Consider the following 24,498-nt stretch of genomic DNA (forward strand, 5'->3'; position numbering starts at 1 on the left):
GGCCTCGAAGCGCCGTCGATCCACGGATCGGCGGCGCTTCGCTGCTAGGCTCGGACGACTGGAAACAAGCGGGGATGATGGCAGATCTGCACGCCGGGAGCGACGCTCCGGCCCTGGGCGGCGTCTCGTACGTGATGCCCGTTCTGAACGACGTGTCGAACGTCAGGAACGCCGTCGATTCGATCCTCGCGCAGTCGTACTCCGGCCCCTTCGACATCACGATCGCTGTCGGTCCGAGCATCGACGGCACGCTCGAGCTCGTCGAAGACCTCGCACGAACGGATGACCGCATCCACGTCATCGTCAACGAGGTCGGGTCGACCCCGTCGGGCCTGAACCTCGCGATCCGTGCGTCATCCCACCCCGTCGTCGTGCGCGTCGACGCGCACTCGATCCTCCCCGTCGACTACACGCGGATCGCGGTCGAGACGATGGAGCGGACGGGCGCCGACAACGTCGGCGGAATCATGGATGCCCGCGGCACGACGCCCTTCGAACGCGCCGTCGCTCTCGCCTACACGACGAAGGTCGGTCTCGGCGGTTCCGCATTCCACGTCGGCGGCGGCGAGGGCCCGGCCGAGACCGTGTACCTCGGCGTGTTCCGCCGCACGGCGCTCGAGCGCGTCGGCCTCTTCGACGAAGACATCAAGCGCGGTCAGGACTGGGAGCTGAACCTCCGCATCCGCGAGAGCGGCGGGCTCATCTGGTTCACGCCCGACCTCCGCGTCACGTATCGCCCGCGCGCGAACCTCTCGCGGCTCGCGCGGCAGATGCTCTCGACGGGGCTCTGGCGTGGTGAGCTCGCTCGGCGCTTCCCGTCGGCGACCGGCATCCGTTATCTCATCCCGCCGGCCATGGTCGTCGGCGTCGCCCTCGGCCTCATCCTCGGCCTCATCGGGGTCGTGCAGGCCATCGCGGGGGCGACTCCCTGGCTACTCGTCGGCTTCGTGGTTCCCCTCGTCTACGCGCTCTTCGTCGTCGCCGCGTACGTCGTGTACGCCCGCGGCGCGCGAACTCGCGGTCGCTTTCTCGTAGTCTTGCCGTGCATACACGTGAGTTGGGGCACGGGCTTCGTGCTCGGTTACCTCTCGCTCACCCGCAACATCGCGGCACACACGGGAAGGTAGGCAGTGGATGCCACAGGCTGACGCAACGGCGGGACCCGGTCGACCGCCGTCGAGCATCGCCGAGCTCCGAGCGGTCGCACAGCCCCCCGAGGTGCGACTGCGTCGGAACGCCGAGCACTGGGTCGCGTCGCTCTATCTCCGCGACCTCTCGCCCTACCTGACGTGGCTGCTCCTCCGCACGCGGATCTCCGCGAACGGCGTCACGGGTCTCATGATCCTCGTCGGCTGGTCGACGGCGGCCGCGCTCCTCATCCCGGGCATCTGGGGTGCGCTCCTCGCGGTCGTGCTCGGTCAGCTGCAGATGCTCATCGACTGCTGCGACGGCGAGGTCGCGCGCTGGCGTCGCACGTCGTCGCCCGCCGGCGTCTTCCTCGACAAGGTCGGCCACTACACGACCGAAGCGCTCATCCCGATCGCGATCGGAATCCGCGCCGCCGCGTACCCGCTCGAATTCCCCGAGGACTTCCTCTGGACGACGCTCGCGATGCTGCTCGCACTCCTCATCGTGCTCAACAAGGCGCTCAACGACATGGTGCACGTCGCTCGCGCGAACGCCGGACTGTCGAAGCTCGCCGATACCGAGGGCGAGTCGGCTCCGCGCGGCGGCCTCGTCGCGAAGCTCCGCCGTGCCGCGCGTTTCGTGCCGTTCCACCGCCTGTACCACTCGGTCGAATTGACGCTCATCATGCTCGCTGCGGCCGTCGTCGGTCTCTTCGTCGGGCAGCCGTTCGTCGACCGGTTCGTGCTCATCGCCCTCGTGCCGCTCGCGTTCCTCGCCCTCGTCGGCCACTTCGTCGCGATCATGGCCTCCCGGCGGGTACGTGCCTGAGCGGCCCGTGGTCGGTGTCGTCGTGCTCACGCAGGGCACGCGGCCGGATGACCTCGTCCGCGGCATCCGTTCCGTGCTCGCCCAACGGGACGTCGACGTCGATGTCGCCGTCGTCGGAAACGGCTGGGACCCGGCGACCGCCGACCCCGCGCTGCCCGACGGCGTGACGTTCGTCGCGCTGCCCGAGAACCTCGGTATTCCGGCGGGCCGTAACCGCGGTGTGCCGCATGTCGGCGGCGAGTACCTGTTCTTCCTCGACGACGACGCGTTCCTGCCCGACGACGACTTCCTCGCATCGGCGGTGGCGAAGCTGCGTGCCGACTTCACGATCGGGCTCATCCAACCGCGCGTCGAGGACCCGACGGGGCAGGAGTCGCCGCGGCGCTGGATTCCGCGCATCCGCAAGGGCGAGGCGACCGATTCGAGCGACGTCTTCTCGTGCTGGGAGGGTGCCGTGGTGCTGCCCCGCGCCGTCTTCGAGCGAGCCGGCGGCTGGGCCGACCCGTTCTTCTACGCGCATGAGGGCATCGAGCTCGCGTGGCGGGTGTGGAACACCGGCCACCGCGCCTGGTACGCGGGCGACCTGCGCGCGGCGCACCCCGTGATCGAGCCGACGCGCCACGACTACTACTACCGGCTGAACGCGCGCAATCGCGTGTGGCTCGCGCGACGCAATCTGCCTGCGCCGTTCGCCCTCGCCTACGTCGCATCGTGGACGGGCATCCAGGTGCTGCGGTGGGCGCGCCAGCCCGCCGTCCTCCGTGCATGGTTCGGCGGATGGCGCGAGGGCTGGCAGGTCGACCCCGGCGGGCGTGTGCCGCTGCGGTGGCGGACGATCGCACGGATGACGCTCGCGGGCCGCCCTCCCGTCGTCTGACGCAGGTATCAAGATCGTTTCGATCTCCCGAGATCGTCGCCCGATGGCGTCGAGCCCTGGTTAGCCTGGAGTCGTGGGAATCAAGCGCGACATCAAGCTCGGACTTCGAATGCTGCGCGAGGTCGCGAACTCGCGCCGTGCGCAGTCGTCCCTCGCCGCGAAGCTCCTCGAGCAGGGCCCCCTCGAACCGCACCGCTTCCGTATCGGCGTCTACTTCGCCGACCCGAAGGTCAACATCTACCAGATGCGCCAGTGGTACAAGCCGCTCGCCGAACTCTCGAAGACGTGGCCTGTGCTCCTGTTGAGCCGTGCGTCGGGCTCGGCGATCACCCTGCTGAACGAGGCGCCGTTGCCCGTCGCCTATGTGCGCAAGGTCGTCGACCTCGAGCGCATCATCCACGAGCAGGATCTGCAGATCATCTTCTACGTGAACCAGAACGCGAAGAACTTCCAGATGATGCGGTATGGCCGGCGTTGGCACGTCTTCATCAACCACGGCGAGTCCGACAAGATGTACATGACGACGAACCAGTTCAAGGCGTACGACTACGCGCTCATCGCCGGAGATGCGGCACGGTCGCGACTCGACAAGGTGCTCTGGGACTACGACTTCGACAAGCGCGCGATCCCCATCGGACGCCCGCAGGCCGATCACTACTCGGGTGAGGTGCCCTACGTTCCCGACGAGCGCACCGTCGTGCTCTACGCGCCGACGTGGGAGGGCGACCGCGCCGCCGCGGCGTACGGCTCGATCGCATCGCATGGCGTGCCGCTCGTACAGGCGTTGCTCGCGACGGGGCGGCACCGCGTGATCTACCGGCCGCACCCGCGGTCGGGAGTCGTCGACGACGCGTACGGAGCGGCCAATGCGGAGATCGTGCGTCTGCTCGCTGCGGCGAATGCGAGCGATCCGCGTGCTCAGCACGTGCACGACACCGGTGGCGAACTCGGCTGGCAGCTGTCGGCGGCGGATGTCGCGATCGTCGACATCTCGGCGATGGTCTACGACCGGTTGGCATCGGGCAAGCCGCTCATGATCACGCGACCCGCCAACCCCGCGGCCGAGATCGACACGAGCGGTTACCTCTCCGCCTGCGAGTGGTTGACCGTCGACGAAGCCGGGTCGATCGTCGACCTCGTCGACGGCCTCGCGCACGACGACGACGCGCGGGCCCGTCTCGACTTCTGGGTTGAGCGTTACTTCGGTGATCCGACTCCGGGCGCGGCCACACGCCGCTTCCACGAGGCCGTGTCGCACCTCATGGATGAGTGGGATCGCTTTGCCGCGATCCACGCGGCCGACCCCGAGATCGATGACCACGATGCCGACGGCGAGGCCGAAGAGGAGCACCTGCCCGCTCCCGAGTGATCCGCTGGGTCCCTCGCTACTCGGCTCTGTGTCAGCTCTGCACTGAACTTCTCCGTGCGTCGTCAGCCGCGTGGAGGTCGGTTGCCGAGGATCTCCTCGTCACCCGAGGCGATGCGCGCGTATGTGTCGCCGCGGGACTTCCGCGCCGCCAGCCCCGTGTCGCGCGGTTTCAAGGCTCCGCTCGGTGGTCACATCAGCGTGCCGACGCATAATCGTGCCGCGGCGGTGATTGTGTCTCTGCGTGCCCGCTGCGGGCGCTGTGGGGTGCCGTGCCGGGGGCGTGTCGGGGTGTCGTCGACTGGTCGTGGTGGTGATTCGTGCCGGGGCGGGCGGGGTGGCGTGAGGGGTGGCGGTGGCGCGGGTGTGCGCGCGGGTTTAGGCGCGTGCGGGGGTGCAGGCGCGGGTGCGGGTGCGAGTGCGAGTGCGGGTGCGGGCGCGGGTTTAGGTGCAGGCGCGGGTGCGGGCGTGGGCGTGGGTGGGTTGAGTGTGGGGTTGGTGTTGCCGGGGCGTGGTGTTTGGGTGGGGTCGATGTGTGGGGGTGGGGTGAACCAGGTGTGGTTGTTGTGGATGGTGATGGTCCAGCCGTCGTCGTGGATGCGGTGGTGGTGGAAGGCGCAGAGGAGGATGCCGTTGGTGAGGTCGGTGGGGCCGGTGTCGCGTTTCCACCAGTGGATGTGGTGTGTTTGGGTGTAGCCGGGTGGTCGGGTGCATCCGGGGAAGGCGCAGCCGCCGTCGCGTTCGGTGAGGGCGAGTTTTTGTGCGGTGGTGAAGAGTCGGGTGGTGCGTCCGAGGTCGAGGACTTCGCTGGGGCCGCCGAGGATCATCGGGATGACGCCCGCGGCTGCGGCGAGTTGACGGATCGTCGCGGCGCTGACGGGGTGGTCGATGCCGTCGATCGTGCCCCACCCGGCGGGCGTGCTGGTGCGTTCAAACCCGGACCGGAAGCCAGAGTCGGAGCCAGAGGCGGAGTTCGAGGCAGCGCCCGAGTTCGAGGCAGTGCCGGAGGTCGAGGCAGTGCCGGAGGCGGCGGCGGAGTGTGCACCGTCGCCGGAGTCTGAGGCGCTGGCGCGTTCGAGGAGGTCGTCGAGGTGGATACGGGCGACGACGGTGGTGGTGCGGAGTGCGGGCGGGGAGTCGGCCGAGCCGAGGGCGAGGCGGGCGATGTCGGCGAGGGCGTCGGCGTTGAGTTGCGGGATCGACCGGGTCTCGGCAGTCGCGGGGTCGGGTGTGGGGCGGGCGGTGCCGCGCGTGGTGCTGTCGGGCGTGGTGCTGTCGGGCGTGGTGTGGTCGGGTGTGGGTGTCCAGGTGCCGCGGGTGCGGTGGAGTTCGGCGGTGACGAGGGCGTCGATGGCGATCTTGATCGGGGCGCCGGTGGCGGGGTCGAGGGCGCCTTTCATGCGGATATAGCCGCGGTGGTCTTCCCAGATGTGGAGGTTGCGGCCGGCGCGGAGTTCGTCTTCGCGGGGTTTCACTCCGTCGGGGTCGAGGTGCGCGGTGAGTCGTTTCGTGAGGCGGGTGAGGCCGTCGACGCCGACGTGCGGGGCGCGGTCGATGAGGAATCGTTCGGCGTCGTCGAGATCGTTCGGGGTGGCCTTCACCCGGACGCTGTCGAGGAAGCTGGTGATCGCGGCGGCCGCGTCGATGCTGATCGTGCCCGCGTCGAGCGCGGCCGCGATGTGCGGGTAGCGGGCGGGCAACACTTCGCCGGTGAACGACGCACGGGGGGCGGTCGCGCGCCCGACCGAGACGAGGCGACTCGCGGCAGAGAACCCGTCACCGGTGGAGTGCGCGATCAACCGTTCGACCGAGGCGAACCCCTGCGTCTTCGCGATGTTCTCCTCACCCACCGTCGTGGAGCGCTCGGCGAGCTCGGCCGCGACCCGCGCATGCACCGTCGCCAGAGAACGCCGCGCCGACGCGATCGCGTCGTTGACCCGCACCAGCCCGGCGTCACTCATCGACCGCACATCCATCGACGCAGCACCCGAACCCGAACCCGAGACAGCACCGCGCACGACCCCGACGAGCGCACCGTCCCACTCCGCGACGAGCGCGGTGAGCGCCTCGTCGATGCCGCAGAGAGCGGCAGCGGGAGCGGTGATGGCCATACTCATATTGTAGAAGACAGGTACGACACTGACCGAGTTATCCACAGTTCAGTATCGAAGATCAGAATCGCGCACGCCGCTTCACGAGAGACACGACTACCTCCGACAACCCATCAGCGCGACGAAGCGACCTCACTCCTCCGCGACGTCGCTGCCCGCGTCATCCGTCGTTCGATCGCGCTTACCCTTCGGAAGTGCCTTCCTCGCAGCGCGCGCCGTCGAGCCGGCCGCTCCCGAGATCGCGTGCCCTGTCGACCCTGCCGCGCGCACGATCGCTCCACCGAACGCGACGCCGAGTCGTGTGATGCCCTGGCTCGCGGCATCCACCGAGGAGAGCCCGGTCGGCTCGAGTTCCGTGGGCAGCACGGCCGGCGGAGTGCCGAAGGCGAGTCGTGCCTGGGTCAGTACGCGTCGCCCGAGGATGTGGTTGCCCGTTCCGCCGATCGCGGCGCCGATGCCGAACGGGATCGCCTTGCCGACGATGCTCGCGCCGCCGCGCACGGCGAACTGCTTGAGGAAGACGCTCTTCAACCGGTCGGTCACCGTCGACATGAGCGCCTTCGGCAGCGTGTTCGTGATGAGCTCGCCCCAGTAGGCGTTGCGCGCGGCGCCGTTGCCGACGGCCTGACCGGCGAACTGGCGCACGAGGTCGCTGCCCTCGCGCCCGAGAATGAGAGTCATCACGAGTGCGCGGGCGCGCTCGGGGTTCTCGATCGCGATGCCGTGCACCTCCGACACCGATTGCGCGAACAGGGCCGTCGCCTCGAGGAAGCCCGCGGTCTCCACCCCCGAGAGGGCGAGTGTGACGCCCGTGCCGATTCCCGGGATGACGGCGGTCGCGCCGACCGCTGCGCCGCCCGTCGTCACGGCGGTGAGGTATCGCCTCTCGAGGATGCGCGTGAGCTCAGCGGGAGTCGCCGAGGGATGCCGACGGCGGATGCTGCGGAGGTGCGCGAGTACGACGGGACGCTGAACGGCGAGCACACGATCGATGCCGCGCAGCAATGCCGGGTCGGCGCCGTCGACGCGCGCGCCGGCGTTCTCGCGGGACTCGTCGTTCACCGTCCCGGGGCCGGGGTATGCGGTGTACGAGTCCGTCGTCATCGACGTGATGCTGTGCACGGGCTCTGCCATGAAGGAGAGTGTAGGCGGCGAGGCTGGCGAAACGTCGGGGGTTGACAGTGCGCGCGTCGGCGACCGGGTGCGGCCCCGAACTCAGCGGATGAAGATGAAGGCGATCGTATAGATGAAGGAGAAGAACACACTGCCGACGAAGGCGAAGATCGACAGGATGAGCCCCGTCGTGCCGAGCCCGGCCGATCCGTTCTTCCGTGCGCGACTGCCGAGCACCCATCCGCCGATCGACATGCCGATCGCGGCATACGACAGGAATGGGATGAACGAGAAGACGCCCGCGATGATGGCGAGTGCGAGAGAGGTGCCGCCTTGGCGGCGTCCGTTCGGCGCACTCACTCCGGGGCCGGAGAGTGTCGCGTAGTGCGGCACGCCCGTCTGCGCAGTGCCGGGCGCCGGCGCCGGCACGGCCTGTCGAGCGGCAGCGATGGGTGCTGCGGCCGCAGGAACCGCGGCCTGCACGCGTTCCGTCGCGACACGCGCGACGTCGGCGAGGCGTGCCTTGTGCTCGTCGGGCAGTGCGGCGTACGCGTTCTGCGCCTGCTGTCGAACGGGTTCGGGCACGCGGCCGATGGTCGACGTCGCACGTTCGGCGACCTCGGCGCGGAGGGCGGTCGATGCCTCGTTGTGTGCATCAGCGATCGCTGCCGTCGCCTCGCTTCCCGCGACCGCTGCGACCGAGGCGGCGAGCGACTGGCCGAGCTGCGGGGTGTCGGGCTGCTGCGCCGGTTCGGTCGTCAGGCCGGGCAGGGACGAGACGACCTGGGTGATCGGCGCGGGGCTGTTGCCGGCGCTGATCGGTGCCGAGGGAGTGGGCGAGACGGTCGGCTTCACGTAGTCCCAGACCGTGCGCGTCGGCGACAGGGGACTACCCGGGTGGATGACATTCTCCGGCGTAGGGTTCGGCTCGCTCATCCCACCAGACTGTCAGAGTCGCGACGATCCCGTGCGGGTCATCCCGCTGCGCCCGATCGGGGAAGCTCGCTGCCGTCGACCACGCGAATGAGTGCGAAGCGCTCGGAAGGGCGGAGCGACGCCGGTGTACCGAGCATCACGTCGTGCCCGTCGACCTCGATCGTGTTGCCCTCGGGGATCTCGCCGAGCAGCACGAGGGCGCTCCGTCGCGACACGTCGACCCCGTAGCGTGTCGACGCCCACCCGGTGAGGGCCGCGACGCGCGGGTCATCCGTCGGCTCGCTCGTGAGCGCCGGACGCGCCCAGGCGAGGAGAGCGCTCGACGACAGGGCGAGCACGAGCCCGACGATGAGCACGAGCGAGGGGATGACGCGGTGCGAATCGTCACGCACGACGTTCAGGAGCACGATCGCGATGACGATGATCGCGAGCCCGATGAGGATTCCGGCGAACGCGATGCCCCGCGCCTTCGGGCGGCGTCGCTTCGGCACGTCGAAGACGTCGGGAGCGAAGTAGCCGTCGGGCAGGATCGTCATCAGCCGTGATCTCCGTTGTATCGGTCGAGCACCTCGGTGATGGGGCCGTCGAGCACGAGGCTACCGCCCTCGAGGTAGAGGCCACGCGTGCAGAAGCGACGCAGGTCGCGTTCGTTGTGCGAGACGAAGAAGAGCGTGCGCCCCGCGGCGAGCATCTCTTCGATGCGCGCGTAGCACTTCTCGCGGAATCGCTTGTCGCCGACCGCGAGCACTTCGTCGACGAGCACGATCGGCTCGTCGAGCTGCGCGATGACCGAGAACGCGATGCGCACCTTCATGCCGCTCGAGAGGTGCTTGTAGGGGGTGTCGAGGAAGTCGCCGATCTCGGCGAACGCGATGATCTCGGCGAACTTCGCATCGATCTGCCCGCGGGTCATGCCGTGGAGCCCCGCCGTGAGGTACACGTTGTCGCGCACGGTGAGGTCATCGACGAATCCGCCGGTGATCTCGATGAGCGGGGCGACGCCGCCGTGCACCGTGACGCTTCCGGTGTCGGGGATCATCACGCCCGCGACGAGCTTCAGGAGGGTCGACTTGCCCTGGCCGTTCCGGCCGACGACGCCGATCGCCTCGCCCGCGTGGACCACCATCGACACGTCGCGGAGCGCCCAGAACTCGTCGGGGCGCGATCGGCGTGCGGCTGCTCCGGAGAGCAGGTCCTTGAAGGAACGGCGACCGCGACGGTTGCGTCGGAACCGGATGCCGAGACCCTCGGCCCGGATCGCGACGTCGCCCTGCGTGACATCCGTCATCAGATCTCCTTCAGCACGCTGCGGATCGAGGTGCGGAACACCCACAGGCCGACGAACAGGAAACCGACCGACATGACGGCGGCGACCACGACGCTGAAGAGGTCGAGCTCGCCCGGGAAGAAGCCGGCGCGATACAGGCTGAAGATACCCGTCAGGGGATTGAACGCGGCCCAGAAGTGCAGGCTCTCGGGCAGGTTCGTCGTGCCGTAGACGACGGGGGAGGCGTAGAAGAGGAAGCGGAGGACGAGCTTCGTCGCCCGCTCGAGGTCGCGGAAGAACACGACGAGCGGCGCGACGATGAGCCCGAGGCCCACGAGCAGGATCGTCTGCAGGATGATCGCGAGCGGGAAGTACAGGATCTCGATGTTGACCTCGGCGCCGAAGATCACCGCGAAGAGCGCGAGGACGGGCAGGGCGAGGAGGAACTCGATGCCCTTCGAGAGCACGAGCCGGTTGACCCAGATCGTGCGCGGGATCTTGGTCGAGCGGATGAGCTTGGCCTCGCGGAGGAAGGCGCGCGTGCAGTCGGAGATCGCACTGTTGAACCACATCCACGGCAGGAGCGCGGAGAGAAGGAAGACGATGTACGGCTCGGTTCCCACGAGGCGCTGGAACACGACCGTGAACACGAACCAGTAGATGCCCGCCATGATGAGCGGATCGAGGATCGACCAGAGGTAGCCGAGCGCCGAGGTCGAATACCGAACCTTCAGATCGCGTTGCGTGAGCAACCACAGCGCGTGACGATAACGTGACCACGGCGACCGCTCGTAGGGGTGCGCGTCGGCGTAGCTCATCACGCTCTCATCGTAGACGGCGCTGCGACGTCGATATCGACCTCACAAGCCCGAGGCGTCGTGATTTGTTCTACAGAGAGTAGAGTATGGGTGTGAATCGAGTCAGCACGCGCGTCCTGCTGAGCTGCGCCGCGATCGGCGTCGGCGGCGGTCTCGTCGCGGCCGGGTCCGGCTATTTCGCCGGCCTCATCGCGGCGATAGCACCCATGCTTTACGGCATCACCATCGGGGCGCACTTCCTTCCGAGCGTCGTCGCGCTCGCCCTGCTGCGTCGGCCCGGCGTCGCACTCCTCACGGGAGTGATCGCTGGCCTCGTCGGTGCGGCCTTCGCGCCGATGTGGCTCGGGCGATACGTCGGCACGGGCTTGCTCGTCGGCGCGCTCATCGAATTGCCGTTCCTGATCTCGCGCTACCGGCGTTGGTCGCCCTGGCTCTTCTACGTGTCCGCGGCGGTCGCCGGTGTCATCCTGGCGGGCGGCGTGTTCATCGCCCTCGGTGCCGAGCACTACTCCGCGCCCGTGTGGCTCGCCTACATCGCCCTCTTCGTCGCGAGCCCGCTCGTCTTCACGTGGATCGGCCGAGTGATCGCGCGCGCCCTCGAACGCACGGGGGTCGCCCGCCAGCTGTCATCCTCGACGGCGGGTGCGCGGAAGCGCCTCTGACTCGCACGACGGCCGTCGTCGCCGTGCCTCCGCCGAGTGTTAGCGTGCCAGGGTGACCGATGCTGCCGAATCATTCTCGCCCGACCGCACGATCCGGGTGTCCGCTGCAGTGATCACCGACGGTGCCGGTCGTCTGCTCCTCGTGCGGAAGGCCGGAACGACCGCCTTCATGCAGCCCGGCGGCAAGCCCGAGTCGGGGGAGAGCGCGGCGGCGACCCTCATCCGAGAGCTCGCCGAAGAGATCGGCGTGCGCGTCACCGAGGACGATCTGACGTCGCTCGGCGAGTTCGTCGCACCGGCCGCGAACGAACCCGGCTTCCGCGTCGTCGCCGACGTCTTCCGGGTCGATATCGGCTCGCAGCAGCCCGTGACGGATGCCGAGATCGAGGCGCACCGCTGGGTCGATGCCACCGATTCGGCCGACATCGAGATCGCGCCGCTCGCCGCGGCGTACTTCCTGCCGACCGTGTGAGGGCCGGGGGCTACCAGTCGCCGCGGCGGTAGTCCTTGAGGAAGACGCCGAAGAGGTCCTCGCCCGCTTCGCCACGCACAATCGGGTCGTAGACGCGCGCCGCACCGTCGACGAGGTCGAGCGGGGCGTGGAAGCCTTCCTCGGCGAGGCGCACCTTCGTGAAGTGGGGTCGCTCGTCGGTGATCCAGCCCGTGTCGACGGCCGTCATGAGGATGCCGTCGGTCTCGAACATCTCGCGCGCACTCGTGCGGGTGAGCATGTTGAGTGCGGCCTTCGCCATGTTGGTGTGCGGGTGGCCGGGGCCCTTGTAGCCGCGTCCGAAGACGCCCTCCATCGCCGAGACGTTGACGACGTACGTGCGACGCGCGGGAGAGGCCGCGAGAGCGGCGCGCAGCCGCGAGACGAGCAGGAAGGGCGCGGTCATGTTCGCGAGTTGCACCTCGAGCATCTCGAGCGGCTCGACCTGGTCGACCGACTGCGTCCAGCTGTTGATGTGGTTCTCGTCGGGCACGAGGCCGCCGGCGTCGATCGCGGTGCCGGCGGCGAGTCGTTCGAGCGATGACGATCCTGCCGCCATCGCTTCGGCGGTCAGTTCCTCGGCCGTGCGCGCCGCCGAGGCGAGGATCGGGTGCGCCGACACCGACTGCGCGAGGGCGAGCGGGTGGGCGTCGTTCGTGTGACCGAAGGTCAGCAGTTGGGGGAGCGGCCCGTCGGGCAGCGGAGCGAGCTCGGCATCGACGAGCGGCTTGTATGCGCCGGCCGAGCGGCGAACCGTCTGTGCGGCGTTGTTGATGAGGATGTCGAGGGGGCCCGCTGCGGCCACGGCGTCGGTCAGCCCGATGACCTGCGCCGGGTCGCGGAGGTCGATGCCGACGACGGTGAGGCGATCGATCCACTCGGCGCTGTCGGGCAGTGCCGAGAAGCGGCGCACGGCGTCGCGGGGGAAGCGGGTGGTGATCGTCGTGTGGGCGCCGTCACGCAGCAGGCGCAGCGCGATGTACATGCCGATCTTCGCGCGCCCGCCGGTGAGCAGGGCGCGGCGACCCGTGAGGTCGGTGCGCGCATCACGCTTGGCGTGGCTCATCGCCGCGCAGTCGGGGCACAGCTGGTGGTAGAACGCATCCACCGTCGTGTAGTGCTGCTTGCAGATGTAACAGGCGCGCGACTTGAGCAGCTCGCCGGCGACCGGGGCGGCAGTCCGCACGGCGAGCGGGATGCCGCGGGTCTCGTCGTCGATTCGGTCTGGGGCGCCCGTGGCGGTCGCGGCGATGACGGCGCGATCGGCGTCGGCGACGCGCTGACGCTTCGCGGTGCGCGAGCGGCGCTTGACCTCTTTGTACATCTTGCCGGTCTGGCGTCGGAGCGCGATGTATGCGGGATCGTCGTGATCGAGATCGGCGGTCGCCTCGATCACGCGCAGGGCGATCTCGAGCTCTGCGGGGTCGATGGTCGTCGGCACAGTGGTCGGCTCAGGCGTCGTTTCGGGCACGGGAGATTCTATCGATTCTGGTCTCGGGCCTCGTGGGGCCGCGGGGAACGGGTCGCCGGGTATCCACCGGCGTTAAAACGCGAGTGTCGGCCCGCCTGAGCGGGCCGACACTCGCGCACGAATGCGGTACTCGACCTAGACGAACAGGTTGGCCCGTTCGAGGTCTTCCGCGAAGTCGATCTCGATCGCGTAGAGGTCGGAGACATCCATCGGCTCGACGAGGATGCGGTCCTTCTCGATCGCGAGCTCGAGGCCGCGCTCGAAGTAGTCCTGGTCGCCGACCTGAGCGAGGTGGCGCATGAGGATGCCCTTGTCGCGGCTCGAGATGTAGTTGATGCCGACGGCCTCGCCGAGACCGCCCTTGACGGTCTTCGAGAGCTCCTTGATGTAGCCCTCGGCGCTCGTCGTGTACTTGACCTCTTCGTCGGAGACCTTCGAGGTGTTGACGGTCACGAACGACTGGTCGCGTGCGATGAGGGCGACGGCGCGGTCGAGGATGCGCGGGTCGAAGACGACGTCGCCGTTCATCCACAGCACGCCGCCCGCGGGGGAGGCCTGCAGGGCGCGCAGGAGGCTCTTCGAGGTGTTGGTCTGGTCGTACTCTTCGTTGTAGACGAAGGATGCCTGCGGGAACGCCTCGATGATGTGCTCGAGCTTGTAGCCGACGACGATGGTGACGCTCGCGTTGCGACCGAACGCGTGGGCGACGTTGTCGAACTGCTGGCCCATGATGGTGCGGCCGTCGCTCAGCTCGGTCAGCGGCTTCGGCAAGGAACGACCCAGGCGACTGCCCATTCCGGCGGCCAGGATGACGATCTGCGTGCTCACGGTACTCCTCAGTTCTGGGCGGGTTCGTCGTGGTCGGTGGCGCTCGTCGCCTCTCTTAACCGAACGTTCACCCGCAAGTTCACGTATGGACACTCCGTTATGCCGTGGCCAGACTACCGGGAGGGCCACGGTGCACGCCAGATGAACGGATGACCGTAGTTGTTTCGTGATGAGTCACTCAGTCGACTCCCAGGATACGTTGCGCTTCCCGCTGATGGCGCGGATCCTTGTCGGGGAGGTCCCCGAATCATCCCTGAGAGGGATGGGGAGGGGTGGGCCCGGTTGGTAGGTTGGACACGTGACTTCCGCTTCGCGCTCCCCTCAGAACGACGAACGAGCCGAAGACTCTGCTGCCCCCACACCGGGGGCCACTCCGCGGAAGCCGCGATCGACGACTCCGCGGGCCAAGACGGCCGTGCGATCCGCCGCCGCTGCCCGGGCTGCCGCTCAACGCGCGGAGTCGACATCGGCCTCGGCGAACGACGACCCGACCCCCGATTCATCGACGGATGACGCGGGCTCGACGTCATCCACCCGATCGACGGCGTCGCGAGCGGCGTCGACGTCGGCGGCATCGAAGCGCACGACGGCGGCGAAGTCCTCCACCGCGGCGAAGACGACCACGAAGCGCACGACGACCGCTGCGAAGACGGCTGCCTCCAAGACCGCGGCGTCCAAGACGGCTGCCTCGAAGACCGCGGCATCGAAGACGACGGCCGCGCGATCGACGGCGGCGAAGACCGCCGCGGCGAAGGCTGCAGGCTCGGCGCCCGCCCAGCCGCGCCCGACGGCGGCCAGGAAGCCGGCAGCCGCGCGCCCCGCCGCGAAGAAGAGCCCGACGGTCGCCGCCGAACTCGTCACCGAGACGACGGCCGCGGAGCGCTCGGCGCCCACTGCCGACGACATCGACCCGATCGTGGAGGTCGTCGAGACGCCGACGTCGCAGGCAGCGCCGCAGGACTCGGTGGCGCCGAGCTCTCCCGAAGCCGAAGCAGAGCCTCAGGCCGAGCCGACCGCTTCCGAGCAGGCCCCGGAAGAAGCGGTCGAGCCGGCCCCGGAAGACGTCGCCGAGCCCGCCGAATCGGCCGAACCCGCCGAATCCGCCGAATCCGCCGAGCCTGTTGAATCGGCCGAGCCCGCCGAACCGGACGATGCCGCTGAGCCGGCCGACGACCCCGATGACTACTTCGAGGTCATCCCTCCCGCCGAGCCGCTCGCCGCTGAAGACAGCGCTGAGGCCGACGACGTCGACATCGAGATCGAGATCGTCGACGCGGCCGACGACGAGCTGATCGTCGACGTCATCCCTCCCTCCACAGTTCAGGTTGGCGCCGAGCCCGCGACCGACGTCGAGTCGCTGCTCGAGCAGTTCTCCGATCCCGACGCGAACGACGGCGCGATCGCCGACGAGCCCGTCGCGGCACCCGTCGCTCGGGCACCGCGCACGCCCAAGAAGCGTCGGCCGAGCACTCGCACCGTGCGCGTCGCTCCGCCGGCGACCGCCCCCGTCGTGCTCGACATCGACTCGATCGTCAAGCGCTACGGCGATAAGACCGCGGTCGACGGCGTGAGCCTCCAGGTGCGCGAGGGCTCGTTCTACGGAATCGTCGGTCCGAACGGCGCGGGCAAGACGACGTCGCTCTCGATCATCACCGGTCTTCTCCGCCCCGACTCCGGCGCCGTCCACGTGCGCGGAATCGACGTGTGGAAGAAGCCGCGCGACGCGAAGCGCGCCACGGGCGTCCTTCCCGACCGCCTCCGTCTCTTCGACCGGCTCACCGGCTCACAGCTCCTCTACTACTCGGGCGTGCTGCGTGGCCTCGATCCGCGCACGGTGCGCGCTCGGAGCGCCGACCTCGCGACGGCGCTCGGCCTCGAGGACGCGGTCGATCGACTCGTCGCCGATTACTCGGCGGGCATGACCAAGAAGATCGCCCTCGCGTGCGCGATGATCCACTCGCCGCGCCTGCTCGTGCTCGACGAGCCGTTCGAGTCCGTCGACCCCGTGTCGGCGGCGAACGTCATCGAGATCCTCGAGCGTTACGTCGACGGCGGCGGCACCGTCGTGCTCTCGAGCCACGGCATGGAACTCATCGAGCGGGTCTGCGACAGCGTCGCGATCATCGTCGAGGGCAAGGTGCTCGCATCCGGCACCCTCGACGAGGTGCGGGGTAAGGGCACGCTCGAAGATCGATTCGTCGAGCTCGCGGGCGGACGCAAGGCAGCGGAGGGCATGGAGTGGTTGCACAGCTTCTCCGACTGAGGCTCCAGCTTCTCGGCAATCTGTTCCGGCGCCAGATCTGGCCCGCGATCGGCATCGGCATCGGACTGCTCTACGGGCTCGCCCTCGCGGGAGCGCTCTTCCTGTTGCTCGCGTCGCTCCGTCTGTTCACCGACGTCGGACTCCTCGGCGATGTCTTCATCGTCGCGGGTTCCATCATCACCCTCGGCTTCATCGTCGCTCCCATCGCCTTCGGTGTCGACGACGCACTCGACCCGCGTCGCTTCGCGCTCTTCGGGATGCCGAACCGCACCCTGACGCTCGGGCTCGCGGTCGCCTCCCTCGTCGGCATCCCCGCCGTCATCTTCACGATCGTGCTGCTCGGTACCGTCGTCACGTGGTCGCGCGGCCCGCTCGAGATCATCGTGGCCGTCCTCGCGGCGGCGATCACTCTCGCCACCTGCATGCTCCTCACGCGCATCGCGAGTTCGTTCGCGTCGTTCGCCCTCTCGACGCGTCGCGCACGAGACCTCACGGGCGTGCTCGGCATCCTCCTCATCGTCCTGCTCTCGCCCGTCATCCTCGGACTCGCGACGACCGATTGGTCGCGCGACGGTGTGCGCGTGCTCGAGAACCTCGCGGGCGTGCTCGGCTGGACGCCGCTCGGAGCGATGTGGGGCTTGGCCTCCGACGCCGCGGCTGGCGCTTTCGGGCCGCTGCTCCTCCGCCTCATCGTCGCACTCGCTACTCTCGGCGCCGCGTGGCTGCTCTGGCAGGCGCTCGTCGCTCGCATGCTCGTCACCCCGGGCCGCGAGGCCGAGTCGAAGTCGTACGCGGGCCTCGGCTGGTTCGATCGACTGCCCTCCGGCCCGATGTGGGCCGTCACCGCGCGAGCGCTCACCTACTGGACGCGCGACGCCCGCTACTGGGTCTCGGTGCTCATCATCCCGATCGCACCCATCCTCATCGTCATCCCGCTCGCCATCGCGGGCATCCCGGTCGAGTACATCGCCCTCATCCCTGTGCCGCTCATGAGCATCTTCCTCGGCTGGACGCTCCACAACGACGTCGCGTACGACTCGACGGCGATCTGGCTGCACGTCTCGTCGGGCGTGCGCGGCATCGCCGACCGCGTCGGGCGTCTCCTGCCGCTCTTCGTCGTCAGCATCATCGCCATCGCCGGTGGCTCGGTCGTCAGCGCACTCGTCCACGGCGACTGGGACATCTACCCGGCGATCGTCGGCGTGAGCACATGTCTCCTCTTCGCCGGATTCGGGGTGAGCAGCGTCATGTCGGCGCGCTTCCCCTACCCCGTCGTGAAGCCGGGCGACAGCCCCTTCCAGCAGCCGCAGTCGTCGGGAACCCTCGCCGCGATCGTGCAGTCCGTCACCCTCCTCGCGTCGCTCGTGCTCGCCGCACCGGCCATCGCCTTCGCCGTTCTCGGGCTCCTCCAGGAAGACCCGCAGTGGTACTTCGCATCGTTCCTCGCGGGCACCGGAATCGGCCTCGTCGCCCTCATCGGCGGCATCGCGGGCGGGTCGGCGATCTACGACCGGCGCGGCCCCGAAATGCTCGAGGCGGCTCTGCGCGCCTGAGCGGTATGCCCGATCTCGCCGGGCTCCCACTCGCTATCGGCGCGTAGAATGACGCTATGGCCGACGCACGACACCGCCCTTCCGTTCGCGTGAGCATCGCCGATCCCGGCGGACCCGACGGGCCGGGCGGCACGTCCGTCCTCGACCGCGAACTCCAGGAGCTCCTCGAGCAGGAGACCATCGAGCCGGGCGATCACGAGCGCTTCTCGCACTACGTCAAGAAAGAGAAGATCCTCGAGTCGGCGATCACGGGCAAGCCCGTCAAGGCCCTGTGCGGCAAGAAGTGGACCCCGGGTCGCGACCCCGAGAAGTTCCCCGTGTGCCCGACCTGCAAAGAGGTCTACGAGCGCATGAAGTCGGAGTGATCGCTCAGCGGTAGGTCGTCGGGATGACGGCTTCGCCGCGTCCGAGGCGGAATGCCTCGATCGGCAGTTCCTGCGTGACCGCCTCGCGGTGCGCCCGGGCACGAGCCGTACCGTCGGCACCGAGGAAGCGGGGGTCAGCCTCGCCCGCACGCATGAGCTCGACGAGCAGGGGGCGCAGGCTCGCGTCATCCGTCTCGTCTTCGGCGGCACCACCGGGGCCGTCGCCGAGCACGACGATCTCCTCGCGAGCCGTACGCGTCGAATCGAGTCGGCGGAACGCGCTCTTCCTGCCGCCGACGCTCGCCTTCTGCGCGCTCGACTTGGCGACCGCGACCCACGAGCCCGTGTCATCCGTACGCGCGACGAGCTTGTAGACCATGCCGGCCGCGGGGGAGCCCGAGCCGGTGACGACGGCCGTGCCCACGCCGTAGGAGTCGACGGGCGAGCCCGAGAGGGCGGCGATCGTGTACTCGTCGAGGTCGCTCGTCACCGTGATGCGCGTGTTGACGGCGCCGAGCGCGTCGAGTTGCTCGCGGACGGCCTGCACGACGGTCGGCAGGTCGCCCGAGTCGATGCGAACGGCCCCGAGCCCGGTGCCCGCGACCTTCACCGCGAGGTCGACGCCCTTCTCGATGTCGTAGGTGTCGACGAGGAGCGTCGTTCCAGGACCGAACGCGTCGACCTGGGCACGGAACGCCTGCTCCTCCGAGTCGTGCAGGAGGGTGAAGGCGTGCGCTGCCGTGCCCATCGTGGGGATTCCCCATGTGCGGCCGGCCTCGAGGTTGCTCGTCGCGTCGAACCCGGCGATGTACGCGGCGCGCGCCGCGGCGACGGCCGAGCGTTCGTTGGTGCGGCGAGACCCCATCTCGGCGATCGGTCGGCCGAGGGCGACGGATGCCATGCGCGACGCCGCGCTCGCGACCGAGGCGTCATAGTTCAGGACGCTCAGGATGAGGGTCTCGAGCACGACGCCCTCGGCGAAGCTCGACTCGACCGTGAGGAGGGGCGATCCGGGGAAGTACGCCTCACCCTCGGCGTAGCCCCACACGTCGCCGCTGAAGCGGTAGTCGGCGAGCCAGTCGAGGGTCTCCGGCCGAACGACCGCGTTTGTCCGCAGCCACTCGAGCTCGTCGTCGCCGAAGCGGTAGTCGGCGATGAGCTGGAGCAGCCGGCCCGTACCCGCGACGATGCCGTAGCGACGCCCGTCGGGCAGTCGTCGCGCGAACGCCTCGAAGACGCTGTCGCGATGCGCGGCTCCGCTCTGCAGAGCGGCATCCACCATCGTGAGCTCATAGCGGTCGGTGAGAAGGGCGGTTGAACCGGTCACGCGGTCAGCCTACTGGCAGCTCATGCGGGCGCGCCGGGAGTGCCGAGCGGCGCGAGCGGCGGAGGCGGTGCCTTCTCGGGCGGGGGAGTGCCGCGGAGGACGACGATGACGTTGCTGACGCTCACGAGCGTGAGGCCGATGATCTGCGTGAGCGTGAGCGCCTGGCCGAGGATGACGAGGCCCGCGAGCGCGGCTGCGGCGGGATGGATGCTCTGGAGCACCCCGAAGGTCTGGCGACGGATGACGCGGAGGACGAGAAGGTCGAGCGAGTAGGGCAGGGCCGACGAGAGCGTGCCGACGGCGAGGCCGATGAGCGCGACATGAGCGAGCTCGCTTGGGCTCACCCCGAGCAGAGCGATCACGAGGAAGGGAGCGGTGACGAGGGCCGCGACGATGCTCGCGATCGCCGTGCCCTGGATGCCGGGCAGGCTCTTCCCCGCACGCTGGCTGAAGACGATGTAGCCCGCCCACGCGGCTCCTGCGGTGAGCCCGAGGAGCACTCCGAGCAGATCGATGCCCCAGACGCTCCCCGTCAGGAGCACGACGCCGAGCCCGGCGAGGGCGGCGCACGCGAGGTCGCTGCGGCGGCGAGAGCCGAGGAGGGCGAGCGTGAGCGGCCCGAGGAACTCAAGGGTCACGGCGAGACCCAGCCCGATGCGCTCGACGGCGGCGTAGAGCGACAGGTTCATCACGATGAGGGTGATGCCGAGGAGCAGTGCGGGGCGCGCAGCCGATGACACGAGCGTGCGCGGCGTCGGCCGGGCGATGCCGATGAGCACGACGGCCGAGACCGCCTGACGCAGGGCGACGACTCCTGCGGGCCCGAGGAGGGGGAAGAGGGTCGCTCCGAGGGCCGCGCCGATCTGCACCGACACGGCGCTCACGACGACCGCGCTCGCGGCGATCTTCTGACTCCTCATGCGCTCACGGTAGAACCGATTGGCGTCGCTGAGAAATGCAATCTCGACCCATTGATACGCTCATCGCATGAATATCGACGTGCGCCATTTGCGCGCGATCGTCGCGCTCGCCGACGAGGAGTCGTTCACCGACGCCGCTCGCGTGCTCGGCGTCTCGCAGGCGGCCGTCTCGCGCGCGATCACCTCGCTCGAGAGCGACCTCGGCGCGCGCCTCGTGCACCGCACGACGAGGCACGTGTCGCTGAGTGCGGCCGGCCTCGCCTTCGTCGTCGATGCCCGGCGCATCCTCGACGATCTCGAGCGTTCGATCGCGCGCGTGCGGGGCGATTCGGCCGCCATCCGCTTCGGGTATGCGTGGGCCGCGCTCGGTCGGCACACGACTCCCGTGCTCCGCGAGTGGAATCGTCGTCACCCCGCCGAGCCGCTGCGCGTCGTGCGGCTGAACCGGCGGGATGTCGGTCTGCACGACGGACTCGTCGATGTCGCCGTCACCCGCCACCTCATCACCGACCCGGCGATCGAGTCGACGATCGTGGGAAGCGAGCGCCGCCTCGCCGCGCTCCCCGTCGGCCATCGCCTCGCCGACTCGGCGAGCATCTCGCTCGCCGACCTCATCACCGAGATGGTCGGCTCCGACGGAGCGACCGGCACCACGACCGCCGCTCTCTGGCACGACGCCGGCCTCGCGCCTCCGCGTCTCGTGCCGACCGGTGACGTCGAGGAATGGCTCGAGGCGATCGCCGCCGAGGAGATCGTCGGGGTCACCTCGGCCGCGACCGCGCACCACTACCCGCGTCCGGGAGTCGTGTTCGTGCCGATCCGCGACGCTCCCACGATCGAGGTGCGCCTCGCGTGGGCGAAGTCGCGTCGTCATCCCTCGACCGACCGCATCGCCCGGCGGGTCGCGGCCGCCTACGCACGCACGTCGTAAGCTTGGTGATCGTGACAGACGCGCCGATCGGGATCTTCGACTCGGGGGTCGGCGGGCTCACCGTCGCTCGCGCCGTGACCGATCAGCTCCCGGGCGAGTCGATCCTCTACGTCGGCGACCTCGAGCACTCGCCCTACGGCCCGAAGTCGATCGCCGATGTGCGCGGCTACGCGCTCGCGGTGCTCGACGACCTCGTGCAGCAGGGCGTCAAGATGCTCGTGATCGCCTGCAACACGGCGTCGGCGGCGATGCTGCGCGATGCGCGCGAGCGCTACGACGTGCCCGTCGTCGAGGTCATCCAGCCCGCGGTTCGTCGCGCGGTCACGACGACGCGCAACGGACGCGTCGGCGTCATCGGCACCGAGGGCACGATCAACTCGCGTGCCTACAACGACGCCTTCGCCGCGGCCCCGCACCTTGAGCTCTTCACCGAGGCCTGCCCGCGATTCGTCGAGTTCGTCGAGGCCGGCATCACGACGGGCGATGAGCTCCTCGCGGTCGCCGCCGAGTACCTCGAGCCGCTCCGCCGTGCCGAGGTCGACACGCTCGTGCTCGGCTGCACCCACTACCCCTTCCTCAAGGGCGCCATCTCCTACGTCATGGGCGAGAACGTCAGCCTCGTCTCGAGCGACGTCGAGACCGCCAACGACGTGTACCGCGTGCTCGTCTCGCAGGGGCTGCTGCGCACCGCGACGACCCCCGCGACGCACCGGTACGAAGCCACCGGCGACGACGCCACCGCATTCCTCGATCTCGCCCACCGACTGCTCGGGCGCGAGATCGGCAGCGTCGATCTCGTACAGACCGGCGACATCACCCTTCCCCGTTGAGAGGATCACCCATGACCGACATCCGCAAGGACGGGCGTACGCCCGACGAACTCCGCGCCGTCACGATCGAGCGCGGCTGGAGCGAGCACGCCGAGGGCAGCGCCCTCATCTCGTTCGGACGCACCAAGGTGCTCTGCACCGCGTCGTTCACGAACGGCGTGCCGCGCTGGCTCAACGGCCAGGGCAAGGGCTGGGTCACGGCCGAGTACGCGATGCTTCCCCGCTCGACCAACACCCGCAACGACCGTGAGGCCGTGCGCGGCAAGATCGGTGGGCGCACCCACGAGATCAGCCGTCTCATCGGCCGGAGCCTCCGCGCCGTCGTCGACGTCAAGGCGCTCGGCGAGAACACCATCGTCATCGACTGCGACGTGCTGCAGGCCGATGGCGGCACGCGCACCGCGGCGATCACGGGCGCCTACGTCGCGCTCGCCGACGCGCTCGAGTGGGGCCGCGAGAAGGGCTTCATCGCCAAGAAGGCCGTGCCGCTCATCGACAGCGTCTCGGCCGTCTCGGTCGGCATCATCGACGGCACCCCCATGCTCGACCTCGCCTACGTCGAAGACGTGCGCGCCGAGACCGACATGAACGTCGTCGCCACGGGCCGCGGCCTCTTCGTCGAGGTGCAGGGCACGGCAGAGGGCGCACCCTTCGACCGCCGCGAACTCGACTCGCTGCTCGACCTCGCCCTCGCGGGCACCGCCGACCTGACGCGCATCCAGCTCGAGGCCCTCGGCGCATGAGCCTCGAGATCGTCCTCGCGACCCACAACGCTCACAAGGTGAGCGAGTTCCAGCGCATCATCGGCGGGCGGATGCCGGAGGTGACCGTGCTGCCCTACGACGGGCCGGAACCGATCGAAGACGGTACGTCGTTCATCGAGAACGCCTTCGTCAAGGCCCGCGCGGCCGCGGCCCACACCGGCCGCATCGCGCTCGCCGACGACTCGGGCATCGGAGTCGACGTCATGGGCGGCGCCCCCGGAATCTTCTCGGCGCGCTGGTCGGGATCGTCGTTGAACGGCGAGAACAACGTGCGGCTGCTCCTCGACCAGATGAGCGACATCCGCCGCCCGAATCGCGGTGCGTTCTTCCACTGCACGATCGCGCTCGTCGTGCCGACGAACATCGTGGCGGGCGGCCACGAGTTCGAGGCGACGGGCATCTGGCGCGGCTCGCTCGCGTACGAACCGCGCGGTGCGAACGGGTTCGGCTACGACCCCGTGTTCGAGCCCGACGGCTTCGAGGTCACGGCCGCCGAACTCGCTCCCGAGGTGAAGAACGAGCACTCGCACCGTGCCCGTGCGTTCGAGCTGCTGCTGCCCGAACTCGAGCGGATCCACGCGGAACTCTGAGGCCGATAACGGCTCTCATTCCTATCTTGGGCCGATGACGCGATTCCGTCTTACGCTGGAATCGACATGGCACACTCTCACGACCACGGGCACTCGACGGCCAACCGCACGCGACTTCTGATCGCGATCGCGTTCATCGGCACGGTGCTCGTCGTCGAGGTCGTCGGCGCGATCATCTCGGGCTCTCTCGCGCTGCTCGCCGACGCCGGGCACATGCTCTCCGACCTCATCGGTCTCATCATCGCCCTCGTCGCCGTGATCATCGCCGCACGCCCTGCTACCGACCGGCAGACCTACGGGTATCAGCGGGTCGAGGTGTTCGCGGCGCTCATCAACGGCGTCATCCTCCTCGTCGTCGCCGGATTCGTGGCGTTCGAGGGTGTCAGCCGACTCATCGACGGCGCGCAGGGCGAGGTGCAGAGCACGCCGATGCTCATCGTCGCCGTCATCGGTCTCGCCGCGAATCTCGTCGCTCTCGTCGTGCTGCGCGGCGGCGCGAAGCAGTCGATCAACATGCGCGGCGCCTACCTCGAGGTCTTCGGCGACCTCATCGGCTCGGTCGCCGTCATCGTCGCGGCCGTCGTCATGATGGTCACGGGCTTCGCTGCGGCCGACTCTATCGCGTCGCTCTTCATCGCCGCCCTCATCGTTCCGCGCGCCCTCGTGCTGCTTCGCGACGTGGCGCGCGTCCTCAGCGAGTCGGCTCCCGCCGAGACGGATGTCGCGGAGATCCGTGCGCACATCCTGCGAACGCCCGGTGTCGTCGCCGTGCATGACGTGCACGTCTGGGCGATCACGTCGGGCTCACACGTCTTCAGTGCGCACGTCGTCGTCGAACCCGAGATCTTCGAGTCGGGCCGGGCGGGCGACATCCTCGACGAACTCGGGGGATGCCTGTCGGAGCACTTCGACGTCGACCACTCGACGTTCCAGCTCGAACCCGCCGGTCGCGAGCAGCGCGAGCACCAGCACCACGCCTAGGCCTCACCCCCGTAGACCCCGTTTCGGCGTCACGAAGTGGCGGTTCGCGCGGGTGTTACCGGCGTGTCGTGACGCCGAG

25 protein-coding genes are annotated in these 24,498 nt (G+C 69.1%); 14 read left to right on the forward strand and 11 right to left on the reverse strand.

All coding sequences use genetic code 11. From position 1 onward, the window contains the following. Positions 1 to 77 precede the first annotated feature (77 nt). The 4 genes from BJ972_RS00685 to BJ972_RS00700 all read left to right on the forward strand — a co-directional run bounded on the left by BJ972_RS00685 (position 78) and on the right by BJ972_RS00700 (position 4,202). The gene (locus BJ972_RS00685) at positions 78 to 1,127 is read left to right on the forward strand and encodes a glycosyltransferase family 2 protein (RefSeq protein ID WP_241830907.1); all 1,050 of its coding nucleotides are present in this window, start codon (positions 78 to 80) and stop codon (positions 1,125 to 1,127) included. Positions 1,128 to 1,134: 7 nt separating this feature from the next. Continuing rightward, a complete protein-coding gene (locus BJ972_RS17045; protein ID WP_129177148.1) occupies positions 1,135 to 1,956 on the forward strand; it encodes a CDP-alcohol phosphatidyltransferase family protein in 822 nt (273 codons plus the stop codon). Then, the gene (locus BJ972_RS00695; protein ID WP_129177146.1) at positions 1,949 to 2,833 is read left to right on the forward strand and encodes a glycosyltransferase family 2 protein; all 885 of its coding nucleotides are present in this window, start codon (positions 1,949 to 1,951) and stop codon (positions 2,831 to 2,833) included. Before BJ972_RS17045 ends, BJ972_RS00695 begins: the two co-directional genes overlap by 8 nt. Positions 2,834 to 2,906: 73 nt before the next feature. Continuing rightward, the gene (locus BJ972_RS00700) at positions 2,907 to 4,202 is read left to right on the forward strand and encodes a CDP-glycerol glycerophosphotransferase family protein (protein WP_241830906.1); all 1,296 of its coding nucleotides are present in this window, start codon (positions 2,907 to 2,909) and stop codon (positions 4,200 to 4,202) included. A gap of 188 nt (positions 4,203 to 4,390) precedes the next feature. On the opposite strand, the gene BJ972_RS00705 is transcribed toward BJ972_RS00700, so the two are convergent. The 6 genes from BJ972_RS00705 to BJ972_RS00730 all read right to left on the reverse strand — a co-directional run bounded on the left by BJ972_RS00705 (position 4,391) and on the right by BJ972_RS00730 (position 10,444). Next, positions 4,391 to 6,310, reverse strand: a complete 1,920-nt coding sequence (locus tag BJ972_RS00705) for an HNH endonuclease signature motif containing protein (protein WP_179419905.1) — start codon at positions 6,308 to 6,310, stop codon at positions 4,391 to 4,393. Positions 6,311 to 6,442: 132 nt separating this feature from the next. Beyond that, positions 6,443 to 7,444: a hypothetical protein gene (locus tag BJ972_RS00710; RefSeq protein ID WP_179419906.1), complete on the reverse strand. Its 1,002-nt coding sequence runs from the start codon at positions 7,442 to 7,444 to the stop codon at positions 6,443 to 6,445. Between the two features lie 81 nt (positions 7,445 to 7,525). Beyond that, positions 7,526 to 8,359 carry a hypothetical protein gene (locus tag BJ972_RS00715; protein WP_129176461.1) on the reverse strand — a complete coding sequence of 278 codons (834 nt, stop codon included), beginning with the start codon at positions 8,357 to 8,359 and terminating at the stop codon, positions 7,526 to 7,528. A 38-nt stretch (positions 8,360 to 8,397) separates the two neighbouring features. Continuing rightward, positions 8,398 to 8,895, reverse strand: coding sequence for a hypothetical protein (locus BJ972_RS00720; RefSeq protein WP_129176463.1), 498 nt, complete (start codon positions 8,893 to 8,895; stop codon positions 8,398 to 8,400). Beyond that, on the reverse strand, positions 8,895 to 9,647 hold the full coding sequence (locus tag BJ972_RS00725) for an ABC transporter ATP-binding protein (RefSeq protein ID WP_129176465.1): 753 nt from the start codon (positions 9,645 to 9,647) through the stop codon (positions 8,895 to 8,897). Before BJ972_RS00725 ends, BJ972_RS00720 begins: the two co-directional genes overlap by 1 nt. Further along, a complete protein-coding gene (locus BJ972_RS00730; RefSeq protein WP_129176467.1) occupies positions 9,647 to 10,444 on the reverse strand; it encodes an ABC transporter permease in 798 nt (265 codons plus the stop codon). Before BJ972_RS00730 ends, BJ972_RS00725 begins: the two co-directional genes overlap by 1 nt. Positions 10,445 to 10,536: 92 nt before the next feature. On the opposite strand from BJ972_RS00730, the gene BJ972_RS00735 reads away from it, so the two are divergent. Beyond that, complete coding sequence (locus BJ972_RS00735; RefSeq protein ID WP_241830876.1) at positions 10,537 to 11,106, forward strand: ECF transporter S component; 570 nt, start codon at positions 10,537 to 10,539, stop codon at positions 11,104 to 11,106. Between the two features lie 52 nt (positions 11,107 to 11,158). Continuing rightward, positions 11,159 to 11,578 (forward strand): NUDIX hydrolase, encoded by a 420-nt coding sequence (locus tag BJ972_RS00740; RefSeq protein WP_241830877.1) that lies wholly within the window; start codon positions 11,159 to 11,161, stop codon positions 11,576 to 11,578. Between the two features lie 10 nt (positions 11,579 to 11,588). Here the strand turns inward: BJ972_RS00740 and BJ972_RS00745 are convergent, their stop codons facing one another. The 3 genes from BJ972_RS00745 to BJ972_RS00755 all read right to left on the reverse strand — a co-directional run bounded on the left by BJ972_RS00745 (position 11,589) and on the right by BJ972_RS00755 (position 14,801). Beyond that, complete coding sequence (locus BJ972_RS00745; RefSeq protein ID WP_129176471.1) at positions 11,589 to 13,067, reverse strand: SDR family NAD(P)-dependent oxidoreductase; 1,479 nt, start codon at positions 13,065 to 13,067, stop codon at positions 11,589 to 11,591. Positions 13,068 to 13,202: 135 nt separating this feature from the next. Next, positions 13,203 to 13,895, reverse strand: a complete 693-nt coding sequence (locus BJ972_RS00750) for a phosphocholine cytidylyltransferase family protein (protein WP_129176473.1) — start codon at positions 13,893 to 13,895, stop codon at positions 13,203 to 13,205. A 447-nt stretch (positions 13,896 to 14,342) separates the two neighbouring features. After that, complete coding sequence (locus BJ972_RS00755; protein WP_129176475.1) at positions 14,343 to 14,801, reverse strand: hypothetical protein; 459 nt, start codon at positions 14,799 to 14,801, stop codon at positions 14,343 to 14,345. A 10-nt stretch (positions 14,802 to 14,811) separates the two neighbouring features. On the opposite strand from BJ972_RS00755, the gene BJ972_RS00760 reads away from it, so the two are divergent. The 3 genes from BJ972_RS00760 to BJ972_RS00770 are packed head-to-tail and all read left to right on the forward strand — an operon-like array spanning position 14,812 to position 18,076. Further along, entirely contained in the window at positions 14,812 to 16,158 is a 1,347-nt protein-coding gene (locus tag BJ972_RS00760; protein ID WP_241830878.1) for an ABC transporter ATP-binding protein, read from the forward strand. Then, positions 16,134 to 17,711, forward strand: coding sequence for a hypothetical protein (locus tag BJ972_RS00765; RefSeq protein WP_129176477.1), 1,578 nt, complete (start codon positions 16,134 to 16,136; stop codon positions 17,709 to 17,711). Before BJ972_RS00760 ends, BJ972_RS00765 begins: the two co-directional genes overlap by 25 nt. Positions 17,712 to 17,767: 56 nt before the next feature. Next, complete coding sequence (locus BJ972_RS00770) at positions 17,768 to 18,076, forward strand: DUF3039 domain-containing protein (RefSeq protein WP_129176479.1); 309 nt, start codon at positions 17,768 to 17,770, stop codon at positions 18,074 to 18,076. Positions 18,077 to 18,080: 4 nt separating this feature from the next. Here the strand turns inward: BJ972_RS00770 and BJ972_RS00775 are convergent, their stop codons facing one another. After that, a complete protein-coding gene (locus BJ972_RS00775; protein WP_129176481.1) occupies positions 18,081 to 19,403 on the reverse strand; it encodes a nicotinate phosphoribosyltransferase in 1,323 nt (440 codons plus the stop codon). A 20-nt stretch (positions 19,404 to 19,423) separates the two neighbouring features. After that, complete coding sequence (locus BJ972_RS00780) at positions 19,424 to 20,323, reverse strand: EamA family transporter (protein WP_129176483.1); 900 nt, start codon at positions 20,321 to 20,323, stop codon at positions 19,424 to 19,426. A gap of 67 nt (positions 20,324 to 20,390) precedes the next feature. Between BJ972_RS00780 and BJ972_RS00785 the strand changes: the two genes are divergently transcribed. The 5 genes from BJ972_RS00785 to BJ972_RS00805 all read left to right on the forward strand — a co-directional run bounded on the left by BJ972_RS00785 (position 20,391) and on the right by BJ972_RS00805 (position 24,419). Next, positions 20,391 to 21,254 carry a LysR family transcriptional regulator gene (locus BJ972_RS00785; protein ID WP_129176485.1) on the forward strand — a complete coding sequence of 288 codons (864 nt, stop codon included), beginning with the start codon at positions 20,391 to 20,393 and terminating at the stop codon, positions 21,252 to 21,254. An 11-nt stretch (positions 21,255 to 21,265) separates the two neighbouring features. Further along, positions 21,266 to 22,084 carry a glutamate racemase gene (gene murI, locus BJ972_RS00790; RefSeq protein ID WP_129176487.1) on the forward strand — a complete coding sequence of 273 codons (819 nt, stop codon included), beginning with the start codon at positions 21,266 to 21,268 and terminating at the stop codon, positions 22,082 to 22,084. 11 nt (positions 22,085 to 22,095) lie between these two features. Then, complete coding sequence (gene rph, locus BJ972_RS00795; RefSeq protein WP_129176489.1) at positions 22,096 to 22,827, forward strand: ribonuclease PH; 732 nt, start codon at positions 22,096 to 22,098, stop codon at positions 22,825 to 22,827. Beyond that, positions 22,824 to 23,438, forward strand: coding sequence for an RdgB/HAM1 family non-canonical purine NTP pyrophosphatase (gene rdgB / locus BJ972_RS00800; protein WP_129176491.1), 615 nt, complete (start codon positions 22,824 to 22,826; stop codon positions 23,436 to 23,438). The genes rph and rdgB overlap by 4 nt, the downstream gene beginning before the upstream one ends. Positions 23,439 to 23,504: 66 nt before the next feature. Then, complete coding sequence (locus tag BJ972_RS00805) at positions 23,505 to 24,419, forward strand: cation diffusion facilitator family transporter (protein ID WP_129176493.1); 915 nt, start codon at positions 23,505 to 23,507, stop codon at positions 24,417 to 24,419. The last annotated feature ends 79 nt before the right edge of the window (positions 24,420 to 24,498 follow it).

This window comes from Agromyces atrinae, assembly GCF_013407835.1.
GTDB classification, from domain to species: Bacteria; Actinomycetota; Actinomycetes; order Actinomycetales; family Microbacteriaceae; genus Agromyces; species Agromyces atrinae.

Coding starts and splice junctions, on each gene's coding strand:
- BJ972_RS00685 (WP_241830907.1), top strand. CDS start 78: ATGGCAGATCTGCACGCCGGGAGCGACGCTCCGGCCCTGGGCGGCGTC.
- BJ972_RS17045 (WP_129177148.1), top strand. CDS start 1,135: ATGCCACAGGCTGACGCAACGGCGGGACCCGGTCGACCGCCGTCGAGC.
- BJ972_RS00705 (WP_179419905.1), bottom strand. CDS start 6,310: ATGGCCATCACCGCTCCCGCTGCCGCTCTCTGCGGCATCGACGAGGCG.
- BJ972_RS00710 (WP_179419906.1), bottom strand. CDS start 7,444: ATGGCAGAGCCCGTGCACAGCATCACGTCGATGACGACGGACTCGTAC.
- BJ972_RS00715 (WP_129176461.1), bottom strand. CDS start 8,359: ATGAGCGAGCCGAACCCTACGCCGGAGAATGTCATCCACCCGGGTAGT.
- BJ972_RS00720 (WP_129176463.1), bottom strand. CDS start 8,895: ATGACGATCCTGCCCGACGGCTACTTCGCTCCCGACGTCTTCGACGTG.
- BJ972_RS00725 (WP_129176465.1), bottom strand. CDS start 9,647: ATGACGGATGTCACGCAGGGCGACGTCGCGATCCGGGCCGAGGGTCTC.
- BJ972_RS00730 (WP_129176467.1), bottom strand. CDS start 10,444: ATGAGCTACGCCGACGCGCACCCCTACGAGCGGTCGCCGTGGTCACGT.
- BJ972_RS00755 (WP_129176475.1), bottom strand. CDS start 14,801: ATGTCGTCGGCAGTGGGCGCCGAGCGCTCCGCGGCCGTCGTCTCGGTG.
- BJ972_RS00770 (WP_129176479.1), top strand. CDS start 17,768: ATGGCCGACGCACGACACCGCCCTTCCGTTCGCGTGAGCATCGCCGAT.
- BJ972_RS00780 (WP_129176483.1), bottom strand. CDS start 20,323: ATGAGGAGTCAGAAGATCGCCGCGAGCGCGGTCGTCGTGAGCGCCGTG.
- BJ972_RS00785 (WP_129176485.1), top strand. CDS start 20,391: ATGAATATCGACGTGCGCCATTTGCGCGCGATCGTCGCGCTCGCCGAC.
- rph (WP_129176489.1), top strand. CDS start 22,096: ATGACCGACATCCGCAAGGACGGGCGTACGCCCGACGAACTCCGCGCC.
- rdgB (WP_129176491.1), top strand. CDS start 22,824: ATGAGCCTCGAGATCGTCCTCGCGACCCACAACGCTCACAAGGTGAGC.
- BJ972_RS00805 (WP_129176493.1), top strand. CDS start 23,505: ATGGCACACTCTCACGACCACGGGCACTCGACGGCCAACCGCACGCGA.